13 protein-coding genes are annotated in these 21,241 nt (G+C 67.6%); all 13 read left to right on the plus strand.

Annotated features, from left to right (window positions below; translation table 11 throughout):
• Positions 1-38 precede the first annotated feature (38 nt).
• The 13 genes from ACT3UE_RS02295 to ACT3UE_RS02355 all read left to right on the plus strand — a co-directional run bounded on the left by ACT3UE_RS02295 (position 39) and on the right by ACT3UE_RS02355 (position 21,218).
• On the plus strand, positions 39-914 hold the full coding sequence (locus tag ACT3UE_RS02295; protein WP_444561655.1) for a biotin--[acetyl-CoA-carboxylase] ligase: 876 nt from the start codon (positions 39-41) through the stop codon (positions 912-914).
• A gap of 77 nt (positions 915-991) precedes the next feature.
• Entirely contained in the window at positions 992-1,552 is a 561-nt protein-coding gene (locus tag ACT3UE_RS02300) for a PH domain-containing protein (protein WP_444561654.1), read from the plus strand.
• Positions 1,545-2,909, plus strand: a complete 1,365-nt coding sequence (locus tag ACT3UE_RS02305; RefSeq protein WP_444561653.1) for an adenylate/guanylate cyclase domain-containing protein — start codon at positions 1,545-1,547, stop codon at positions 2,907-2,909. The genes ACT3UE_RS02300 and ACT3UE_RS02305 overlap by 8 nt, the downstream gene beginning before the upstream one ends.
• 184 nt (positions 2,910-3,093) lie before the next feature.
• Entirely contained in the window at positions 3,094-9,159 is a 6,066-nt protein-coding gene (locus ACT3UE_RS02310; protein WP_444561652.1) for an Ig-like domain-containing protein, read from the plus strand.
• Positions 9,160-9,211: 52 nt separating this feature from the next.
• A complete protein-coding gene (locus ACT3UE_RS02315) occupies positions 9,212-10,195 on the plus strand; it encodes an AAA family ATPase (protein WP_444561651.1) in 984 nt (327 codons plus the stop codon).
• Between the two features lie 27 nt (positions 10,196-10,222).
• Positions 10,223-11,620: a DUF58 domain-containing protein gene (locus tag ACT3UE_RS02320; RefSeq protein ID WP_444561650.1), complete on the plus strand. Its 1,398-nt coding sequence runs from the start codon at positions 10,223-10,225 to the stop codon at positions 11,618-11,620.
• The gene (locus tag ACT3UE_RS02325; RefSeq protein WP_444561649.1) at positions 11,617-14,007 is read left to right on the plus strand and encodes a transglutaminase family protein; all 2,391 of its coding nucleotides are present in this window, start codon (positions 11,617-11,619) and stop codon (positions 14,005-14,007) included. The genes ACT3UE_RS02320 and ACT3UE_RS02325 overlap by 4 nt, the downstream gene beginning before the upstream one ends.
• Before the next feature lie 3 nt (positions 14,008-14,010).
• The gene (locus tag ACT3UE_RS02330; RefSeq protein ID WP_444566217.1) at positions 14,011-15,216 is read left to right on the plus strand and encodes an RDD family protein; all 1,206 of its coding nucleotides are present in this window, start codon (positions 14,011-14,013) and stop codon (positions 15,214-15,216) included.
• Complete coding sequence (locus ACT3UE_RS02335; protein WP_444561647.1) at positions 15,213-16,049, plus strand: PP2C family protein-serine/threonine phosphatase; 837 nt, start codon at positions 15,213-15,215, stop codon at positions 16,047-16,049. The genes ACT3UE_RS02330 and ACT3UE_RS02335 overlap by 4 nt, the downstream gene beginning before the upstream one ends.
• Positions 16,046-17,722, plus strand: coding sequence for an FHA domain-containing protein (locus ACT3UE_RS02340; RefSeq protein ID WP_444561646.1), 1,677 nt, complete (start codon positions 16,046-16,048; stop codon positions 17,720-17,722). The genes ACT3UE_RS02335 and ACT3UE_RS02340 overlap by 4 nt, the downstream gene beginning before the upstream one ends.
• Positions 17,719-19,380 (plus strand): protein kinase domain-containing protein, encoded by a 1,662-nt coding sequence (locus tag ACT3UE_RS02345; RefSeq protein ID WP_444561645.1) that lies wholly within the window; start codon positions 17,719-17,721, stop codon positions 19,378-19,380. The genes ACT3UE_RS02340 and ACT3UE_RS02345 overlap by 4 nt, the downstream gene beginning before the upstream one ends.
• 55 nt (positions 19,381-19,435) lie before the next feature.
• On the plus strand, positions 19,436-20,137 hold the full coding sequence (locus ACT3UE_RS02350; RefSeq protein WP_444561644.1) for a hypothetical protein: 702 nt from the start codon (positions 19,436-19,438) through the stop codon (positions 20,135-20,137).
• A 55-nt stretch (positions 20,138-20,192) separates the two neighbouring features.
• Positions 20,193-21,218: a S66 family peptidase gene (locus tag ACT3UE_RS02355; RefSeq protein WP_444566218.1), complete on the plus strand. Its 1,026-nt coding sequence runs from the start codon at positions 20,193-20,195 to the stop codon at positions 21,216-21,218.
• Positions 21,219-21,241: the final 23 nt, after the last annotated feature.

A 21,241-nucleotide genomic window follows, 5' to 3' on the forward strand; every position in this document is an offset into this window, starting at 1 on the left:
GCCGGCCCGCCACCGGCACCCGGACTAGGCTGGACCCCATGAACGAACCCGCCGCCCTGCGTACCCCCCTGGATGCCGAGGCCCTGCGCCGTGAACTCGTCGCCCCCGGGACCATCGCCCGGGTGGAGGTCGTGGAATCCACGGGGTCGACCAATACCGACCTGGCCGCCGCCTTCACCGCCGCCCCCGGGGAATGGCCGCAGATCAGTGTGCTGGCCACCGATTTCCAGTCCGCCGGAAAAGGACGGATGGACCGCAGTTGGCAGGCCCCTGCCCGCAGTTCCCTGGCGGTGAGCCTGCTTTTCCGCCCGGTACCCGGAGGCCGGCCCGCCACCGCCGAGACCTACGCCTGGATGTCGATGCTCTGCGCCACGGCCCTGGCCGACACCCTGCGCGAATGCGCCGGGGTCCCCGCCGAACTCAAATGGCCCAATGACGTGATCGTCGCCGGCCGCAAGGTCGCCGGCGTCCTGGCCCAACTGGTCCCCGCCCCCGGAGGGGCCGCCGTCGTCGTCGGCTCGGGGGTCAACGTCACCCTAGAACGCGAGGAACTGCCCGTACCCACCGCCACCTCGCTGCTGCTTGAAGGGGCCCGGACCGTTGACACGACCGCCCTGCTGGAGGATTACCTGCGCCGGGTCTCCGCCCTCTACACCGGGTTCCTGCGGGCCGGCGGCCGGGCGGGGGACGCGATCGACGGGGGAGCCACCTTGCTCGAACGGGTGGCCCGGTCCATGGCGACGATCGGGGCGCCCGTCAGGGCCGAACTGCCCTCGGGGGAGAGCGTGGAAGGCACCGCCGTCGGTTTGGAGCCCGACGGGGCGCTGAGCGTGCAGACGGCCGACGGGACCCTGACCGCCATCCGGGCCGGGGACGTGGTGCACCTGCGTCGCACCGACGGACGCTACGCCTGATCCGGGCCATCGGTGCTGCCGCCTAGACTTGGAACCGACGTGGGCGAGCAGGATCCACGCGAGGGAAGGGACAGCGGATGAGGCTGCGACTGGCAGAGAACGAGTGGGTGATCGTCAAGACCCGGGCGCACCGCCGTGTGTTGAACCGTCCCGCCGTCGTCTTCGTCATCCTGACCGCACTGAGCGCCTTCGCCCTGGGCACCCTGACCCGCAACGACCTGCCGGAGGCCGTGGAGCAGACCGTCCCGTTGCTGCAGGTGGTCATCCCGATCGTGGCCGCGGTGCTCCTGCTGGCCTGGTGCATCATCCCGGTGGTTCGATGGAGACGGACGCTGGTCTTTTTGACCAACGAACGGATCGTGGTGCGCCGGGGGGCCGGGGCCAGGAACCAGTGGGAGTTGCCGCTGGCCTTCGTACGGACCCTGAAGACCAGCCAGAAACTCGTTGAACGGGCGAGCGGCTCGGGGGCCCTGGTGTTGGAGACCGCCAACGGGCCGGTACGCATCCCGCATCTGCCGCGGATCGAACGCGTCAGGGAGCTGGTGGTGACCACCATTGAGCGTTTACCCAGATCCATGGGGTTCGATGGTGTAGAAATTGGTACGGAGGAACACGTGGATGGGATCGGACATGGATGATGGGCAGGACGCCGGTGGTCAGCGGGCGGAAAGCGCCCCGACACCGGGACGGGAGCCCCTGCCCAGAACCGCGGCCCTCCCGATCCTGCCCCCGGCGCCCTGGCAGCGGGCCGGGGAAACCGGCCCCGGGCAGGAGCCGGCCGACCCCGAAGCGGTGGAGCCGGTCACCGACCGGGCGGATCCGGAAAGTGCCGACCTGGAACCACCCGATCACGGTTCGACGCCGACCGGGACGTCCACCGGGAGCCTGCCGCAGCTGAGCCCCGATGCCGGCCCGGAAACCCGGGCCCTGCCGCTGGCCCAGGCGTTGGAACGCGAAAAGGTCAAGGAATCCGCCCAGGACCTGGAGAAGCTGTTGCTCGGGGCCAAACGCACCATGCGCCGTCGCGAGGCGGCCGCCGCGGCGGGGATCTCGCTGCTCAGCGCCCGCAAACTCTGGCGCGCCCTGGGCTTCCCCAACCTCGGGGACGACGACGTCGCCTTCACCGAGGTGGACCTGGAAGCCTTGCGCACGATCGTGGGCAACGTGCGCAGTTCGGTGCTGACCGAGGAGGCCGCGGTCTCCATCACCCGGTCGATCGGGCAGATGACCGACCGGATGGTCGTTTGGCAGATCGAGGCACTGGTGGAGGACATGGTCCAGAACCAGGGGGTCAGCGACCCCGAAGCCCGGCGACGGTTGGTGGACCGCCTCCCGGATCTGGTGGATCCGCTGGAGAAGCTCCTGGTCTATTCCTGGCGCCGCCAGCTGAACGCTGCGGTCCACCGGTTGGGGGTCCGCGCCGAAACGGGGCTGGCCTCCAGCGAAGAGGGCCGCGACGGCAGCGAGGACGACGCCCCGTTGCCGTTGGCCCGCGCCGTAGGCTTCGCGGACCTGGTCTCCTACACCTCGCTGTCGCGCCGGATGAACGAACGCACGCTGGCCCAGACCGTGCAGCGCTTCGAGAACAAATGCGCCGAGATCATCTCCATCGGTGGGGGACGGCTGGTCAAGACCATCGGCGACGAGGTCCTCTTCATCGCCGAGACCCCGCAGGCCGGGGCCCAGATCTCGCTGACCTTGGCCACCGAATTCGCCGACGACGACTTCCTGCCCAAAGCGAGGGTCTCCATCGTCTGGGGGCGCATCCTCTCCCGGCTGGGTGATGTCTACGGGCCCACCGTGAACCTGGCCTCGCGGCTGACGGCGCTCGCGGACCCCGGCACCGTCTGGACCGATTCGGTCACCGCGGGCACCCTGGAAGGCGACGACCGCTTCGTCCTGGACCCCCAACCGACCACGCAGGTCCGTGGTTTCGGGGACATCAACCCCGTGGTCCTGTCCATGGGGGAGGGCGCCGGGCTGGTCCTGGACTGAGCCCGCCCGCCCCGGGATGGGGAGTTCTCCCCATGGGCCGGATTTCCTCCATCGGTTAGGATCTAGGGTGGCTGGTTCTGCTTCCCGCTGGGGGCCGAACAAAATCTGACGTTGATGAGGAACTACACGTATGTCCCGATGGGGTGCGAATCCGGGCAAAAGCACGGGTTTCAAGGTGGCAGCCGTGTCAGCGGTCTCCGCCTTGGCGATCACCGGGGCCGTCATCTATCCGGGATTCAAGACCGCTGACGTCGATCTGAACGACGGCGGCGTCTGGGTGGTGAACAAGGAACTCAACAAGGTCGGACACCTCAACTACGAGTCCAAGGTGCTCGACGGCGGGGTGCTGACCCCGTTGCCCGATTACGATCTCGAGCAGGATGCCGAGCATGTCTTCGTGCGCAACCTCGACCAGGGCGCCTTGACCACGATCGACCCGGCGATGGTCCAGTTCGCCGACGACAACGCCCTGCCTGCCAACTCCTCCTTCTCCTACGGTTCCGGGGTCGTTTCGGTCACCGACGCCGACCACGGCATCGTCTATGCCACCGCCACCGAGCACCTCGGGTCCTTCGCCTCCCAGGACACCCCTCCGTTGCTCGATGCCAAGGGCCAGGTCCTCACCGCCGTCGGCGCCGACGACACGGTATGGGCCGTCGACGTCGAGGCGCAGAAGTTCTTCAGCTGGGTCCCGGAATCGGACGGCAGCTTCACCCAGGACAGCGAACAGGACGTCGAGGCGCTCGGGGATGCCTCCGCGGCACAGCTCAGCGTCGTCGGGGACACCGCGGTGCTCTTCGACGAGAAGACCGGACGGGTCACGATGTCCACGGGCAAGACCAGCACCGTCGTGGACCCGGAGGGGGGCCAGCTCCAGGCCCCCGGACCCGATACCGACCATGCGGTGATCGCCCTGGGCAATAAATTGGCGGATGTCCCGCTGGGAGGAGGGGACGCCGACTACCTGCCATTGGAAGCCGGCGGGACCGCCATCCAGCCGGTCAGGGTCGGGGAGTGCACCTACGCCGCCTGGCAGTCAAGCGCCCAATACGTGCGCGATTGCGACGACGACTCCCAGGACGTGAACCGGCAGGTGCCCGATCTGCCGGCCGGCTCGGATCTGCAATTCCGGGTCAACCGCGACGTCGTCGTGCTCAACGACGTCACCTCCGGCCAGGTGTGGCTGGTCAACGACGGCATGCAGATCGTCAGCAACTGGAGCGATCTGGAGCCGCCCAAGGGCAAGGGCGAGGCGAAGAAGGAGGACTCCAAGGAGGTCACCGACGCCATCGAACTGCCCAACCGGACCGAGAAGAACAAGAAGCCCATCACCAAACCCGACTCCTTCGGCGTCCGGGCAGGACGCACCACGGCCCTTCCGGTGTTGTTCAACGACGTCGACCCCGACGGCGACCTGCTGACCGCTTCGTTGGAAGGCAAGCAGCCCACGATGGGCACCCTGCAGCAGATCAACGACGGCACCGGGTTCCAGATGGTCGTCCCCGAGGACGCCACCGGCAGCACCTCCTTCACCTACCGGGCCAATGACGGCCGGGGCGGCGAGGCGACGGAAAAGGCCACCGTACGGGTCGTCCCCGAGGACGAAAACCACAAACCCAGCCAGGAACGGGTCACCACGCTCCGGGTCCAACAAGGCGAATCGGTCACCCAGAACATCCTGAGCGACTGGATCGACCCCGACGGCGACGACCTCCAGCTGCTGGGCGGTTCCAGCGATGACAAGGACGTCATCCGCGTCCGCCCCGATGGCGCCTTGACCTTCCAGGACAACGGCAAGAAGGCCGGCCGCAAGGAAATCACCGTGCAGGTCTCCGATGGGCGCGAGGGCGCCCAGGGGCGTGTCGTGGTGGAGGTCCTGCCCAAATCGGCGACCCCGCCGGTGACCGCGACCGACCATGTGACGGCGAACGTCGGCGAGGAGGTGACGTTCTCCCCGTTGAAGAACGACGCCGATCCCGGCGGGGCGGAGCTGCGCCTGGCCACCGTCGAATCGGTCAACGGCGTGGACGTGGACAGCAACCCCGACACCGGCACGGTCACCATCCGCGGGGAACGCACCGGGACCTTCTATGCCAAATACGTGGCCACCAACGGCCCGGCCAGTGCCCCCGGACTGGTGCGCATCGACATCAAGGATCCCGAGCAGAACTCCGGCAACCCGGTCGCCGTCCGCGATGTGGCGCTGCTGCCGGCGGGCCAGGACGTGCTGGTGAACGTGCTGGGCAACGACTCCGACCCTGCCGGGGGGGTCCTGGTCCTCACCGGGGCCGAAGCCCCCGACGACGCGCCGTTCACCGTCTCGGTGGAACGCAACAGCTTCGTGCGGATCACCGATGTGCGTGGACTGACCGAACCGATGAAGGTCCAGTACACGGTCTCCAACGGCAGCGGGGTCTCCACCGGGGAGATCAACGTGATTCCCGTTCCGGCACCACCCAAACTCGATCCGCCCCGACCGAACACCGACGACGTCGTCGTCCGGGCCGGTGACGTGGCCACGGTCGATGTGCTGGAGAACGACCTGCACCCCAACGGCGCGGATCTGACCCTGCTCCCCGAACTGAAGGAAGCCGACGACCTGGGAGCGGGATCGCTGATCAGCGTCGCCGATGACACCGTCCGTTTCCGTGCCGGTGAATTCGACGGCAAACCACATAACGTCTCGGCCGTCTATACCGTGGCCGGACCCGACGGGCAGGAAGCCAACGCCCGGGTGAACTTCCACGTGAAGCCGGTGGACGTGGCCGATAACGCCCCGCCCTCACCCGAACAGATCGTCGGACGGGTCTTTGCCGGCGGGACCACCGCCATCGCGGTCCCGTTGGGCGGAATCGACCCCGATGGGGACTCGGTGACGCTCGTCCAGCTCGGGGGTGCCCCGAAGCTGGGCTCGGCGAAGGTCAAGGGCTCGGCGATCGAATACACGGCCAGCAAGAACTCCAGCGGTACCGACGTGTTCTCCTACGTCGTTGAAGACCGGTTGGGGGCCCGGGCGACGGGCACCGTCATGGTCGGCGTCGCCCCGCTGTCCAACACCAATAATCCGCCGGTGGCCGTGAACGATTCCATCACGGTGCGTCCCGACCGGCCCGTGGCCGTGGACGTCATGGACAACGACACCGATCCGGACGGCGACCAGATCACCCTCATCGACGATCTGCAGACCTCCAACGGCGTCGACGCGAAGGTCTCCAACGGGCGGATCGTGGTGACCTCCCCGAAACAGAAGGGCTCCTTGTCCGTCAGGTACAAGATCACCGATGGTCGGGGCGGGACCGCCAGCGCCACGTTGACCGTCGAATCGGATCCCGAAGCCAAGCTGCTGGCCCCGATCGCCCGCGACGATCATGCCTCGATGCAGGAGGTCGTCGGCAAGGACGACGTCACCCTGCCCATTCTCGAGAACGACGAGGACCCCGATGGGCGCATCGACGATCTGAAGGTCACCCTGCCGGATGAGCCGGCCACGGCCCACGTCACCAAGGACAACCAGCTCAAGGTCAAGCTCGGCGACGACTCCCAGGTCATCGCCTACACGATCACCGACCAGGACGACCTGTCTTCCACGGCCTTCGCCATCGTCCCGGGCGTCGGCGGCGCGCGGCCGGTGCTGCGCAGTGACAAGCCCCAGGAAGTGATGGCCGGGGAGAGCCTGAAACTCGATCTCGAAGATCTGGTCCAGGTCCGCGACGGCCACCGGCCCCGGTTGACCGATGAATCCAAGGCCTCCTCGGTTCCGGAGAACGACGGGGAACTGGTCCGCTCGGCCACGGAACTCACCTTCAAGGCCGCCGAGGACTATTCGGGCCCCGCCTCGGTGACCGTGGAGGTCACCGACGGGTCCGGGCCCGACGACCGCGATGGCCTGGACAGCATGATCTCCATCCCGATCAAGGTGCTGCCGCGTCCGGAGGACAACGAACCTCCGACGATCCAGTCCAATTCGCTCGACGTGGCCCAGGGGGAGGACCCTGCCCGGTTGGATCTGAGCCAGATCGCCAGCGACCCCGACGAGGACGAGCTGGAGTTCTCCGTCGGGGAACAGGACCTCGAGGGGGTGGAGACCCAACTCGTGGACGGCCACTTCCTCACCGCTTCCGCCGACGTGAAGACCCCCAAGGGCACCCAGGGATCGGTGAAGGTATCGGTGACCGACGGGCACAACGACGCGGTCTCGGCGAACATCACCTTGAACGTGCTCGCCTCCACCCGTGAACTGCCCGATGCCGTGGACGACACCGTCAAGGACGCGCACCAGGGCAGGACCGAGACGGTCCCGGTCCTGGAGAACGACCACAACCCGTACGCGGACCAGGGCCCTCTGGAGATCATCAGCGTCACCGGCGAAGAGGGCGAGGGCACGGCGGAGATCCGCGGCGACCAGCTGGCCATCACCCCGGCCGAGGACTTCGTGGGGACGTTGCGCGTCCTCTATACGATCGGGGACATCACCGAGGACCCGGACCGCCAGGTCAACGGCACGGTGACCCTGAACGTCAAGGGCAAACCCGAGGCCCCCGGCCTGCCGCTGGTCGAATCCACCGGTGATTCCAAGGCCGTGCTGAGTTGGGATGCCCCGTCCAACAACGGCTCTCCGATCGAGTCCTATACGGTGACCGGCGACGGCGTGGAGCAGAACTGCGACACCACCACCTGCACGATCACCGGGCTGGAGAACGACCACGTCTACAACTTCTCCGTGACCGCCACCAACGCGGTGGGCGAATCAAGTGCCTCCGCGTCCTCGGCCGATGCCCGGCCCGATGTCGAACCGGAGCAGCCGGCCGCACCGAACAGCACCTCGGGGGACGAGCAGGCGACGGTGAACTGGGACAAGCCGGTCAGCCACGGCTCGGCGGTGACCAGCTACACGCTGGAGATCTCCCCGGCACCGGCCACCGGGGTCAGCCAGGTCACCGGGGTCACCGGGACCAGCCACACCTGGAAGGGCCTGAAGAACGGGGTCTCCTACCAGTTCCGGGTCAGGGCGGTGAACAAGGCGGACAAGCCTTCGCAGTGGAGCAGCTATTCGGCCTCGGTGATCCCTGCAGGCAAGCCATTCCAACCCAACGCCCCCGTCGCGGTCCGTGCCGATTCGGCGGTCAACGGCGGGGTGGTCGACGTGAGTTGGAAGGCCCCCGGGAACAACGGGGCACCCATCCAGGGCTACACGCTGAAGGTGAAGGAGGGAGGATCAACGGTCAAGACCATCGGGGGGATCTCCTCGGGGACCACCCAGCAGACGGTCACCGGCCTGAAGACCACCGGGTCCTACAGCTTCTCCGTCACGGCCGAGAACAAGGTCGGCACCTCGCCGGCCAGCGGCAAGTCCACGGCGGTCACGCCCTATGGCCGGCCCAAGTCCATCGGCAAACCCACGGCCCAGGCCACGGGAACGAACAACAAGGTCAAACTCTCCTTCAAGAAGCCGGGAGCCAACGGCTCATCCATCACCGGCTACCAGTACTCCACCGACGGAGGCTCCTGGAAGAAGCTCGGCGGCCCCGGTTCGGTCGTGACCACCAACAAGAACGGGGCCTCCCACTCGTGGCGGGTCAGGGCGCTCAACGCGGCAGGGGCCGGGGACGCGAGCCCCGGCTCGAACAGCACCAGTTCCTACGGCCCGCTGCGCGACGGCGGCGGACGGTCGAAATCGAACACGAAGGATTCGATCTCCTTCAAATGGAACGGGAAGGCCGATTCCTACGCCAACGGCCGCAAGGCAACGCTCAAGGCATCGATCGATGGCGGGGTGGGGGCGGTGAACGCCGGCCAGGGCCGCCATAGGATCGGGAGCCTGGATCAATATAAGAAACAGACCCGGACCCTGACCATCACGGCCACGGATACCGAAGGACAGAAGAAGAGCTGGACGGTCAAGGAAACGTCGAAGGCAGAGAAGAAGCCGGAGCCGACCAAACCATCGGTCAAGCTGGTCTCGGGTAAGCCGGTCTCGGATCCACGGTGCAACCAGGAATGCTACATGTTGAAGGTCGAACTGAAGGAATTCACCGGCAAATATGCGGGAACCTGGACGGCCAATTGTCACGACGACGGCGGCAGCAACCGGTTCAACGACTACCAGTCGAAGGTGACGGTCGACGGAAAGAAGACCAAGGAACTCACCTGTTTCCACGGGGCCAACCACCAGATGCCGATCTCGGTGGAACTCTTCAAAGGCAATCTGACCGTCTGGTCGGACGAGGTGACCACATGGCCGAAGAAATAGCAGGACCGCCACCCCACCGTCGAGCAGGAACAGCAAGCGAGGACCCACGAAAATGACAATGACCAACGAACAGGCCGAATGGTTTGCCGGTACCTTCGAGAAACTGGTGGCCAATATCGGTCAGGCCATCCTGGGCAAACCCGAGGTGATCAAATTGATCCTCACGGCCATGCTCTCCGAAGGCCATGTGCTGCTCGAGGACGCCCCGGGCACCGGCAAGACGATGCTGGCCAGGTCGTTGGCCGCCACCGTGCAGGGCTCCAATTCGCGGATCCAGTTCACCCCCGACCTGCTGCCCTCGGATGTCACCGGCATCACGATCTACGACCAGAAGAGCCAGCTCTTCGAGTTCCACCAGGGGCCGATCTTCGCCAACATCGTGCTGGCCGACGAGATCAACCGTGCCTCGCCGAAGACCCAGTCGGCACTGCTGGAGGTCATGGAGGAGGCCCGCGTGAGCATCGACGGGACCACCTACACCCAGGAGCGGCCCTTCATGGTGATCGCGACCCAGAACCCGATCGAGCAGGCCGGGACCTACCGGTTGCCCGAAGCACAACTGGACCGCTTCCTGATCAAGACCTCCATCGGCTACCCGGACCGCGCCTCCACGGTGGACCTGCTCTCCGGCTCCTCCACCCGGGACAGGTCGCTGGCCCTGAAACCGCTGATCACCACCAGCGCCATCGCCGACATGGCCGATCTGGCAACCAGCACGCATGTCGACGAGTCCGTGTTGAACTACATTGCCGAACTCACCGAGCAGACCCGTGAGGCCGAGGAGACCCGGTTGGGTGTCTCGGTCCGTGGCGCCCTGGCCATGGTCCGTGCCGCCAAGGTCTGGGCCGCCTCGGAGGGACGGAACTACGTGCTGCCCGACGACGTGAAGGAACTCGCCCCCTACGTGTGGACGCACCGGTTCGTGATGGACCCCGAAGCAGAGTTCGCCGGGGCCACCCCGGAGTCCGTCCTGGCCCGCATCCTGTCCGTGACCGCGGCACCGCAGCAGCGCGCCGACGCCGATTCCCGCGCCTAGCCCGGTCCGGAAGGCAGATACCCCAGCATGAGCACCCCGACTCAGGACTCCGGCCGCCGGTCCGCCCGGACCCGGTCCTCCCGGTTCCCCGGCGCCGCCGGATGGTTCCGGCGCCGGCGTGGGCCCGGCAGCCCGCGCCGGGCCCGGCCCACGGCAGCAAGGCGTTCCCGCCTGCATCCGGCGTCCCTGTCGGCCCAGATCGGCCAGCTCATCAAACTCGAGGTCCAGCCGCTCTGGCAGCGGCTGAGCGGGTGGGTCCGGCCGAAGATCGAACCGGCCACCGAGGTGGTCAGCCCGCTGGGGTGGCTGCTGGCCGCCGTCGTGCTGGTCCTGGCGTTGCTGGGAGGGATGTTCGGTTGGCAGGAAGCCAGGATCGCCGCCCTCATGGGGGCCCTGCTCCTGCTGCTGGCCATCGCCTTCATCCTGGGCCGTTCGGTCTTCCGGGTCAGCCTGGACCTGAACCGGACCCGGGTGGCCGTGGGGGACCGGGCCGTGGGCGGGCTGGAAGTGCAGAACGCCTCGGGCAAGACCCTGCTTCCGGTGTCCATGGAACTGCCGGTCGGGACCTCCACCGCATTCTTCAGGATCCCGCGGCTGGCGTCCGAGGCCGCCCACGAGGAACTGTTCACCATCCCCACCCACCGCCGGGCCGTCATCGCCGTCGGCCCGGTGCGGTCCATCCGGCAGGATCCGTTCGGGCTACTGCGCCGTCAAGTGAAGTGGACCGAGGAACAGGACCTGTTCGTCCACCCGGCCACCACGGCCCTGGGCGGGACCAGCTCCGGGTTCATCAAGGACCTGGAAGGGGAACCGACCCGGGTGCTGTCCTCCTCGGACGTCTCCTTCCATGCCCTGCGCGACTATGTCCCGGGGGATGACCGGCGCCATATCCACTGGAAGACCACCGCGCGCACCGGCGAGCTGATGATCCGCCAATTCGAGGAGACCCGGCGCTCCCATCTGGCCATCGCCCTGTCCACGAACACCGCGGAGTACGCGGCCCCGGACGACTTCGAACTCGCGGTCTCGGCGGCCGCCTCGATCGGGCTCCAGGCGGTCCGCGAGCAGCGGAACCTCTCGGTGGTGACCCAGACCGGACCGTTGCGGACCGAGACCGGACGGAACCTGCTCGACGACTGCACCCGGGTGGAGGCCAGGCCCCGGCGCAGCGATCTGATCGACCTCTCACGCACCACCAATGATGCGGTCCCCAACGCCTCGGTCTTCTTCCTGGTCACCGGCACCGTGGCGACCCCGGGGCAACTGCGCCAGGCCAGCACCCATGTTCCCGTGGGCGTCCGGGCCTTCGCGGTGCGCTGCGGCACCGGACAGGAACCGGCCCGGGCAACCATCGGGGACCTGACGGTGATCACCGTCGGTCAACTCAGCGAGCTGCCACTGATCCTGCACCAGGTGGCCTCATGAGCGCCCCCGCCTCCTGGCGCGCCCACCTGCCCTCCGCCCACCGCGCCATCGACGCCGTGGTCCTGCTCGTCTGCCTGGGGCTGGGCGTGCTGGGCTTGCATGCCGCGTTCGGCGGCGATGTCCACTACCTGCTGGCCGGGATCGGTGGCGTGGTGCTCGGGTTGGTCCTGGCGCACGTCATCGTCCGCTACCGCTGGGGGTTCCTGTCTGCGGCGGGCGTCGGCATCGCGGTATACCTGATCGCCGGAACGCCCTTGGCGACCCCCACCGAAGCCACGTCCGGGTTCCTGCCCAATTTCGAATCACTGCGCACCCTGCTGGCCGGCGTCGTCCTGTCCTGGAAGGACGTGCTCACCGTCGCCCCGCCGGTGGGCCTGCGGGCGGGCATGCTGGTGGTCCCGTTCCTCAGCGCCTACGTCACCGCCCTGCTCGCCGGATTGCTGGCCTGGAGGTTCCGTTCACCGTTCTGGGCCACGATCCCGGTCGCCGTGATGTTCATCGTGGGCATCATCTTCGGGACCCGGGACGTGCCGTTGCCGTTGCTGCGCGGGCTGGTCCTGGTCATGGCGCTGGTCTGCTGGTTGGCCTGGCGCCGGCAGGTGGATCGTGCCGCGGGGCTGGACCAGCCGGCAGGGCACGACGGCGGCTCCGGCTCCACCATCCGGCCGGGTCTGCGTCGGATCGGCTCCGGGGCCGTGGTCCTGATGGTCGCCGGTGGGCTGACGGCCATCGCCTCCCCGGCGTTGGACGGCGGGCCATCCCGACAGGTACTGCGCGACGCCGTCGTCCCCCCGGTGGACCTGTATGACTACCCGAGCCCGTTGATGAGCTTCCGCAACTATGCCAAGGACAATGCCGACGAACCGCTGCTTTCGGTGACCGGGCTGCCCGAGGGCCAACGGGTCAGGTTGGCGGCGCTGGACAGCTACGACGGCATGGTGTTCGACGTCGATCCGCGCTCGGGCGGGAACTTCACCCCCGTCGGGGACGTCGGGCAGGTCAATTCCTCCGCCGCCGAGGACCCGTTGCGGTCCCGCGGGTCACTGGACATCACCATCGAGGGATACCACGGGGTCTGGCTGCCTGCCGGCGGCAAGCTCCTGGGCCTGGACGTGGCCGGGGAACGCTCCGAGGAACTGGCCCGTTCGCTGTTCTACAACGACGACGCCGAAACCGCGCTGTCGACCACCGGTCTGCGCACCGGGGATTCCTATACGGCGGCGGTGGAGTACCCGGTGCAGATCGATAGGAAGAAGCTGCAGGACTACGGACTCTCCGACGTGACGATGCCCAAGCTGGCCAATGTCCCGCAGGTCGTTTCGGGCAAGGCCGCGGAGATGGCCGGGGACGAAAAGACCGGGGTGGAACGTGCCGCGGCGATGGAGGGGATCCTGCATGAGACGGGATACTTCTCCAACGGCAAGGAAAACGAGGTACCCAGCCTCTCGGGCCACGGGGCGGCGCGGATCGCCTCCTTGCTCGATGCCGACTCGATGATCGGCGACGACGAACAATACGCGGCGGCCATGGCCCTGATGGCCCGGGACCAGGGCATGCCGGCCCGGGTGGTGATGGGGTTCTACCCGGAGAAGTACGATCCGGCGGGCACCGTGCAGATCAAGGGCGAGGACGTCCACGCCTGGGTGGAGATCGAGTTCGAGAATGTCGGGTGGGTGGCGTTCACCCCCACCCCGGACAAGGACAAGGAACCGACCCCGCCGCAGCAGGAACCCCAATCGGTTCCGCAACCCCAGGTGCTCCAGCCGCCCCCACCGCCGCAGGACAAGGCGAAGCTTCCCCCCGAGACGGCTCCCGATCCGCAGGACGCGGACGATTCCAACGAGGAGTTCTGGGCCTTCTGGGGTCCGATCCTCACGGTCACGTTGAGCATCGTGATCCCCCTGTTCATCCTGATGCTTCCGTTGCTGGTGGTGGCCTTCCTGAAGCTGCGCCGGCGCAAACGCCGGTTCGGAACCGGTGGGCCGGGAAACCGGTTGAGCGGTGGCTGGAACGAGGTCATTTCCCTGGCCACGGACCTGGGGGCCCGCCCCGAGTCCTCGGGCACCCGCCGGGAGAACGCCAGGGCGTTGGGCCGAGGCTTCCCCGGCACGACGGAGACCACCACCGAATTGGCCCACCGGGCCGATGCCGCGGTCTTCGGATCCGCGGTGCCCACCGAGGCCCAGATCGTCGATTACTGGAACCTGGTCGATGAGCAACTTGCCGGCATGAGTTCCTCGGTAGGATTCTGGGGGCGCATGAGAGGCAAGTACTCCCCGCGATCACTGGTCCTCGATGCCACGGCCCGCATCAACGCCCGCCGGGCCCAACGCGGGTCAGGGCAGCAAGATATCCGTACAGTAGAAACCCCCGAGGAAAAGGAGTAGCCGGTGGCCCAGAACCTGAACCTGGCCAACGCCGTGGCCGCGAAACGACTGGTTGCCGGTCTGCTGGACATCGTTCCGGTGCTCCTGGCGATGATGATCTACTTCAGCGCCACCTCCTCCACGTTCAGTGGGGCCGGCTACCTCAGCACCGGCGAGCTCCTCGCCGAGACGGCCACCGTCTCGATGGTCCTGACCGTCTTCGTCCTGGCCTACGCGGTGGTCCTCTGGGGCTGGGAAGCGGGCACGGGCAAGACCCCTGGCAACCTGGCACTGGGCCTGCGCACCGCCGACGAGGACGGTTTCGCCCCCGGCTGGGGCAAGGTCTTCATTCGCCGTGCCCTGGTGTGGATCTCCGGGATCGTCCCCGTGGTGGGCCCGATCATCATGCTGCTCTCCAACCTCTGGGATCCGAACCACCAGCGCCAGGGCTGGCACGACAAGGCCGCCCACACCCTGGTGGTCGACGTGAACCAGGGGCGCAACCCGTTGCTGACCGGTGGCCTCTTCGGCCCCTCGGCCTTCGCCCCCGGAGGAGTCACCGCCCCCGGCCAGCCCGGACATCCCGACTACGGTTCCGGCCAGGCGGAGTGGCCGGCCCTGGCCCAGGAGACGGCCGGTGGCCCGATCACCGGGGTCCCCGGAATGAACCCGCAGCCATCGGGGGCGGCTTCCGCCGCCGCGGCCGGTCCGCCCGGGCCCCGCGCCCCGATGCCGGCCCCCGCTGCTGCCCCACCGGCAGCCGTTCCGGCAGCACCGCCCGCCGCCGCCCCGCCGGCCCCCGAACCAGTGGCCCCGGCCGCGGGTGGGGAACCCGTCGGTGTGGATGAGGACGAGGCCGAGTACACCCAACTGCGGTCGGCGGCCGTGGCCCAGGCGGTCCACGGGGCCCGCCTGCGCTTCGACGACGGCCAGATCATGGTGCTGGAATCCACGGCACTGGTCGGCCGCAACCCCGCAGCCCAGGACGGGGAGGACGTCGCCGAACTGTTCAACTACGCGGATATGGGCCGTTCGGTCTCCAAAACGCATTTGCATCTGGCCGCCGATAGTTCGGGGCTCTGGGTGACGGACCGCAACTCGACCAACGGCTCGGGCATCACCGGGACGGACGGAATCCGGAAGCCCCTGGCTGCCGGCCAGTCCCAGCATGCCGAGTATGGTGAAACCGTGTACTTCGGCGACCGTTATTTCGTAGTGAGCCCCGCATGAGCGGGGCGGTTCCCCGACCCTCCGACGGCCAGGTGGCCTTGGAGGTCGGGTTGGCCAGTGATCGTGGACTGCGTCGTCCGCTCAACGAGGACTCCGTGCTGGCCGAACGGCACCTTTTCGCGGTGGCCGACGGCATGGGCGGGCACGAGGCGGGAGAGGTGGCCAGTAGCATCTGCGTGGCCACCTTCGCGCAAGGGCAGGAGGCTGCAGGTGACTGGCTGACGCCGGAGGATCTGCAGCAGTTCATGGTCTCGGCCGATCTGGCGATCCGTGAGGCGGCAGCATCGCGTGCCGGCACCACGGTGACCGGGGCCGCCCTGGTCCGCCAGGGGGAAGCGGTGTATTGGTTGGTCTTCAACGTCGGGGACTCGCGGACTTATCTGCTCTCCGGCGACCAGTTCCGCCAGGTGACCGTGGACCACTCCGAGGTCCAGGAAATGGTTGACCGGGGGGAGATCACCGCCCAGGAGGCACTGACTCATCCCCGCCGCAACGTCATCACCCGGGCGTTGGGTACCGGGGAGGACAGCGAAGCCGATTTCTGGATGCTCCCGGCCCGGCCCGGGGACCGGCTCCTGATCTGTTCGGACGGGCTCACGAACGAAGTCGGTGACGGGGCGATCCGCGATGTGCTGCTGGCCCGGACGCCGGCCCAGATCGCCGTCGATGACCTGTTGCAGGCAGCGCTGCGCTCCGGCGGCCGGGACAACATCTCCTTGGTCATCGTCGATGTGGAACTCGAACACGACGACGACGAGTTCACCGATACCGCACCGCGGGACGCGATCGAAAGCGACCACACCCAACCGCGCCCGGAGGATGAGGGGCAATGAGCATGCGGATCACCTACATCCCCGGCCCCTGGTGGGCGCTGGTGCGGGGTGGCCATCTGGTACTGCTGCCCGAAGACACCGACCCGGAACACCTCGACCACCTCTGGCAGGCACTCGAGGGCACGCCCGGGGTGGAATCCCTGCTGTCGGCGGTGCTCTCGGCCCGGGGGTTGGCCCTGACGGGGATGGCCCCGTTCGGGATCATCAGCCTGGAAAACGATGTGCATACGATCCTGCGCGGCCCGGTCTCGATGGCTGCCGAAGGCCGTGAACTGAGCACCCATGTCAATGGTCTCGGCGTCACCACCTGGATGGAACGTCGCATCCCGAACCAGGAGAGCCTCAGCCTGGCCCTCGATGACGTACTGCGCCAGAACGACGGCGACGAACTGCATTGGGTGCCGATCGTGGAGGGAATCGTCCCCTTCGGTCGCCTGCAGGTCGAACTCCCCACCGATGCCCCGGGAAACATCGAGCCGCTCTCGGCCCCGGAACAGGACGAGAGGCCAGGGGAACCAACCGAAACCGGGCCCGCGATCGAGGCCGCTGCCGCCCCCGCGGACGATGACCAGGCCGATCCGGAGACCGCAGCAGCGGTGGAACCCAGTGCCGCTGCGGAAACTGAACCAGCCGCGGAACCCGAAGCCGAGCAGGACCCCGAGGCGGAGGCGGATACGATCGGTGCGTCGGAGCCGGCGGACCCGCAGGAGCGGGGCGCCGACGCTGCGGAGGAGGTCGTCTCGGCCGAGGAGGCCGACGAAACGAACACCGTCCTGTCCCCGGCCGCCCGCGAAGAGGCCTCCGAGGAACCGGTCGCCGAAGCAACCCCGGAGGGACCGGTGACCGCGGAACCGGAATCCGAGGAGCGGGTATCAGATGACACCATCGCCGGTCCCCATTCAGACGAGGACCAACCGGATCCCGAAGCACTCATCGACGCCGTCCCCTGGCTGGCAGCGGCACGGGCCCAAGCCCGCCCCGAAGCCACCGAAACCCAGGAATCCGACGAACCCGAGGCCGGCGCCGATGACCTGCCGACCATCACCTCGGCACCCGGCCGCACGGAAACCCCTGCGCCGCCCGCTGCCGATGAAGAGGCGACCGCGGCACCTTCCTGGGGCGACCACGACGGCAACACGGTGATGCGCGGGGACCTGCCCACCGAGGCGATCCCGGCGACGCCCCGGGGCCCGGCCACGGAACAACCGGCGACCGGACCGCTGGTCCTGGGACGGCTCTGCTCCGCAGGGCATGCGAACCCGCCCACCTCTTCAACCTGCGGAGTCTGCGACGGCCCGTTGGGGGATGACCCCACCGATGTGGCCCGGCCCTCGCTGGGCCGGATGGTCATCTCCGACGGCGATGTCGTCGAGCTGGACCGTCCCGCCGTCGTCGGTCGCCAGCCGACCATCACCCGTTCGGTGAGCGAATCCATGCCGCGGGTCGTGCACGTGAAAAGCCCCAGCGGGGACATCTCCCGGTCCCATCTGGAAGTCCGGCTCGAGGGATGGCACGTCATGCTGGTGGACCTCAAGGCCACCAACGGCACCTTGCTGGTGCGCCAGGGCATGCCCCCGCGCCGACTCGGTCAGGGGGAACAGCTGATGCTGCTCGACGGGGACATCGCCGATTTGGGGGACGGGGTCTCATTGCGCTTCGAGGGCCTGCTGTGAGCGGGAAGCGTCCGCCGGCGCCCCCACCGTCGATCGAGGGCTTCGAATACCTGAACCTTCTGGGATCCGGTGGGTTCTCGGATGTGTACCTCTACCAGCAGGACCGGCCGCGCCGGAAGGTGGCCGTGAAGGTCCTGCTGTCGGACCTGAAGACCGAAAGTGCCCGCAAACGCTTCGAATCCGAAGCCAACCTGATGGCCCAACTGTCGTCACACCCCTACATCGTGACGATCTTCGAAGCCGATATCACCGCCGAAGGCCATTCGTATCTGGCCATGGAGTATTGCTCCCGACCGAGCCTGGACGTCCGCTACCGGCGAGCCCGGCTCGGCGTCGACGAGGTCCTGTCGCTGGCCATCCAGGTCGCTTCGGCCGTGGAGACCGCGCACCGTGCCGGCATCGTCCACCGTGACATCAAACCCGCGAACATCCTGGTCACCGACTACAACCGGCCGGCCCTGACCGATTTCGGTATTTCCGGAACCACCGATGCGCTGGACGATGAAGCCGGATTATCGATTCCCTGGTCACCGCCGGAGGCCTTTGCCGGAGGCTCGCCCAACGGCGTGCGCATGGACGTCTGGTCCCTCGGGGCGACGATCTACACGCTGCTGGCCGGCCGTTCACCCTTCGTGCGGTCGGGGGCCGATAACTCCCAGCGTGAACTCATCTCGCGGATCACCACCGCCCCGTTGGCCTCGCTGAACCGTCCGGATGTGCCCCCGACCCTGGAACAGACGCTGGCCACCAGCATGGCCAAGAGCCCCGGGGCCCGTTTTGAATCCGTCCATGACCTGGCCCTGGCCTTGCAACGGGTGCAGGCCGAACTCGGCCTGTCGGTGACCGCCTTCGAAGTGATGGAGGAGCCGGTTCCCCGGGAAGAGCCCGGAGAGGACGACGGCGGTGAAGCGACCCGGGTCCGGCAGGTGGTCTCCATCGACCCCGATGCCGGGGCCCCGACGCCGGGGCCCTCCTCGCCCATCACGGATCCACCGGCAGTGGATCCGGCGGCCGCCGAGGACGCAACGATCATGCGCGGTCGGCTGCCGGACGGTTCGCTGGCCGGATCGCGGCAACGGCAGGGATCCCACCCCGGGGTGGGGTCCGCGCCCGGTTCCTCTGGCGGGCGGGCCCGGAACCCGCAGGATTCCGTTCCCGGGGAAGGGCCCGACGCCGGCGGGTGGGTTCCCGCGGTCCCGCCGACCCCGGTGGCCGGAGCACGGGTGGAACAACGGTTCCCGACCGGCTTGGTGGCCGGACTCGGAGCCGTTCTGGCGATGGTCATCGCGGGGATCTTCGTGGTGAATGCGTTGAACCGGGGCAGCGAGGACCAGGAGGTCTCCTCGGGGGTGTCCCTGAGCAAGGAACCGGCAGACCCGTTGCTGGGGCAGGAGGGCAAGGTTCCGCAGGTCGGGGACTTCGCGGCGAAGAAGGCCGGTTCGAAGATCACGTTCACGTGGAAGAACCCGGAGGCCAAGAAGGGCGATGTCTTCTATTGGGCGCCGGTGACGGCCACCGAGCAAGGAGAGAACCGGAAGGCCGAGGAACCCACCGCGACCACCGAGGAAGCCCAGGGGGAGCCCACGTGCATCCAAGTGGTGCTGGTGCGATCGACGGGGAAGTCCTCGGACCCCAGCAGATATTGTTCGGACGGCTAGTCTCGTGGGTGGATGATTGCCGAAAGTTGATGGACGACCCAGGGGGAAACGACGTATGGCCGAAGTGAACATCGATTTTTGCGGGGAATGGTTCCCGGTCGCTGATGACCAGGTCTTCACCATTGGGCGCGAAGGCGATCTGGAGGTCGACGACAACCCCTACCTGCACCGGCGCTTCCTCACCGTGGCCTGCTACGACAACATCTGGTGGCTCTCCAACGTCGGTTCCCGCCTTTCGGCGACCATCGCCGACGCCACCGGTGGACTCCAGGCCTGGGTGGCGCCGGGCGCCCGGATCCCCCTGGTGTTCAGCCAGACCAATGTCGTCTTCACCGCCGGACCCACGACCTACGAATTCTCGGTCCACCTCACGACGCCGGCCTTCCGCCAGGAATGGAACGCGGACGACGGCGACGGACAGACCACGATCGGCCCCGTCGTGCTCACCGAGGCCCAGCGGGCGCTGGTGGTTTCCCTGGCGGAACCGATGCTGCGCCGCGACGGCACCGGGTTGAGTTCCATCCCGACCTCGGCCAAGGCAGCGGCCCGGCTGGGGTGGCCGTTGACCAAGTTCAACCGCAAACTCGACAACGTCTGCGACAAGCTGGATAAATCAGGAGTCGCCGGGCTGCGCGGGGGCGCCGGCAAACTGGCAACCAACCGGCGGGCCCGCCTGGTCGAACATGCCGTCACCTCGCATCTGGTGGTCGCCGCGGATCTGCCGTTGTTGGACGCAGCCCCTGCCGCCGACGACTAGTCGTCGTTTTCAAGACGGGGCAGAGACTGGCCCGTGCCTTGCTAGGGTCAACCAGATGACCGGAATGCGATACCCCCGCCCTCTTTCCGCCGGAGACCGAATCGAGGTGACCGCCCCGTCGATGGGCGTCCCGGTCTCCCTGCACCCCCGGCTGGACCATGCGGTATCGGACTTGCGCGCTGCCGGATTCGAAGTACAGGTGGAGGAATCCGTCCGTCAGGAGGGACTGGCTTCAGGCCCGCCATCCGCGCGGCGGGCCGAACTCGCTGCCGCCTTCTCCGGTCCGGCCCGTGCCGTCCTGCCGCCCTGGGGAGGGAAGCTGGCCATCGAAATCGTCGAAGGAACCGATTGGAACACCCTCGCGGAGGACCCCACCTGGTTCGTCGGCTGGTCGGATATCTCCACTCTTCTGTTGCCACTGACGATCACCACCGGTGTCGCAACCATTCACGGTGGCAGCCTCATGGACGAGCCGTGGGAACTGCCGACAGGTTTCCACCGCTGGACCGAGGTGGCAGCACTGCCCGAAGGCGCGTCCTTCACCCAAACAGCTGCCCCGTATCGTCGGTCACGCCCGTGGTCCGACTGGGATGAGGAACCGTTGGGTCGGGCCGAAGCCTATGAGGAACCGACCGCCTGGAGGTCGCTGCATGCCGGGGACGTGGAACTGCGTGGCCGACTCCTGGGAGGGTGTTTGGAGACGGTATCCTTGCTCTCGGGATCCAGCTATGGGGATCTGTCGGGATTCGCCCGCGAGCATGCCCCCGAAGGACTGATCGTCTACCTCGAAGTCGTCGATTCCGACGCCGTGAGCGTGCTTCGTACACTCTGGGCACTGCGTTTGGCTGGATGGTTCGACCACGCCAACGGAGTACTCATCGGTCGCACCACTGCTCCCGATACCCCGGAACTCACGCAGGCCGAAGCGGTGGAGCGGGCCTTGGGGGATCTGGATATTCCTGTGATCCTTGATTTCGATACGGGGCACCAGCCTCCTCAGATGCCGCTGGTCAACGGGGCGCTGGCGGAGGTCGAATTGGTCGGCGGGCACGGGCAGATCACCCAACACCTGCTGCCCTGATTCCCGGGTTAGGACGTACCCTG

This window comes from Arthrobacter sp. 179 (assembly GCF_052379645.1).
Lineage (GTDB): Bacteria > Actinomycetota > Actinomycetes > Actinomycetales > Micrococcaceae > Arthrobacter_H.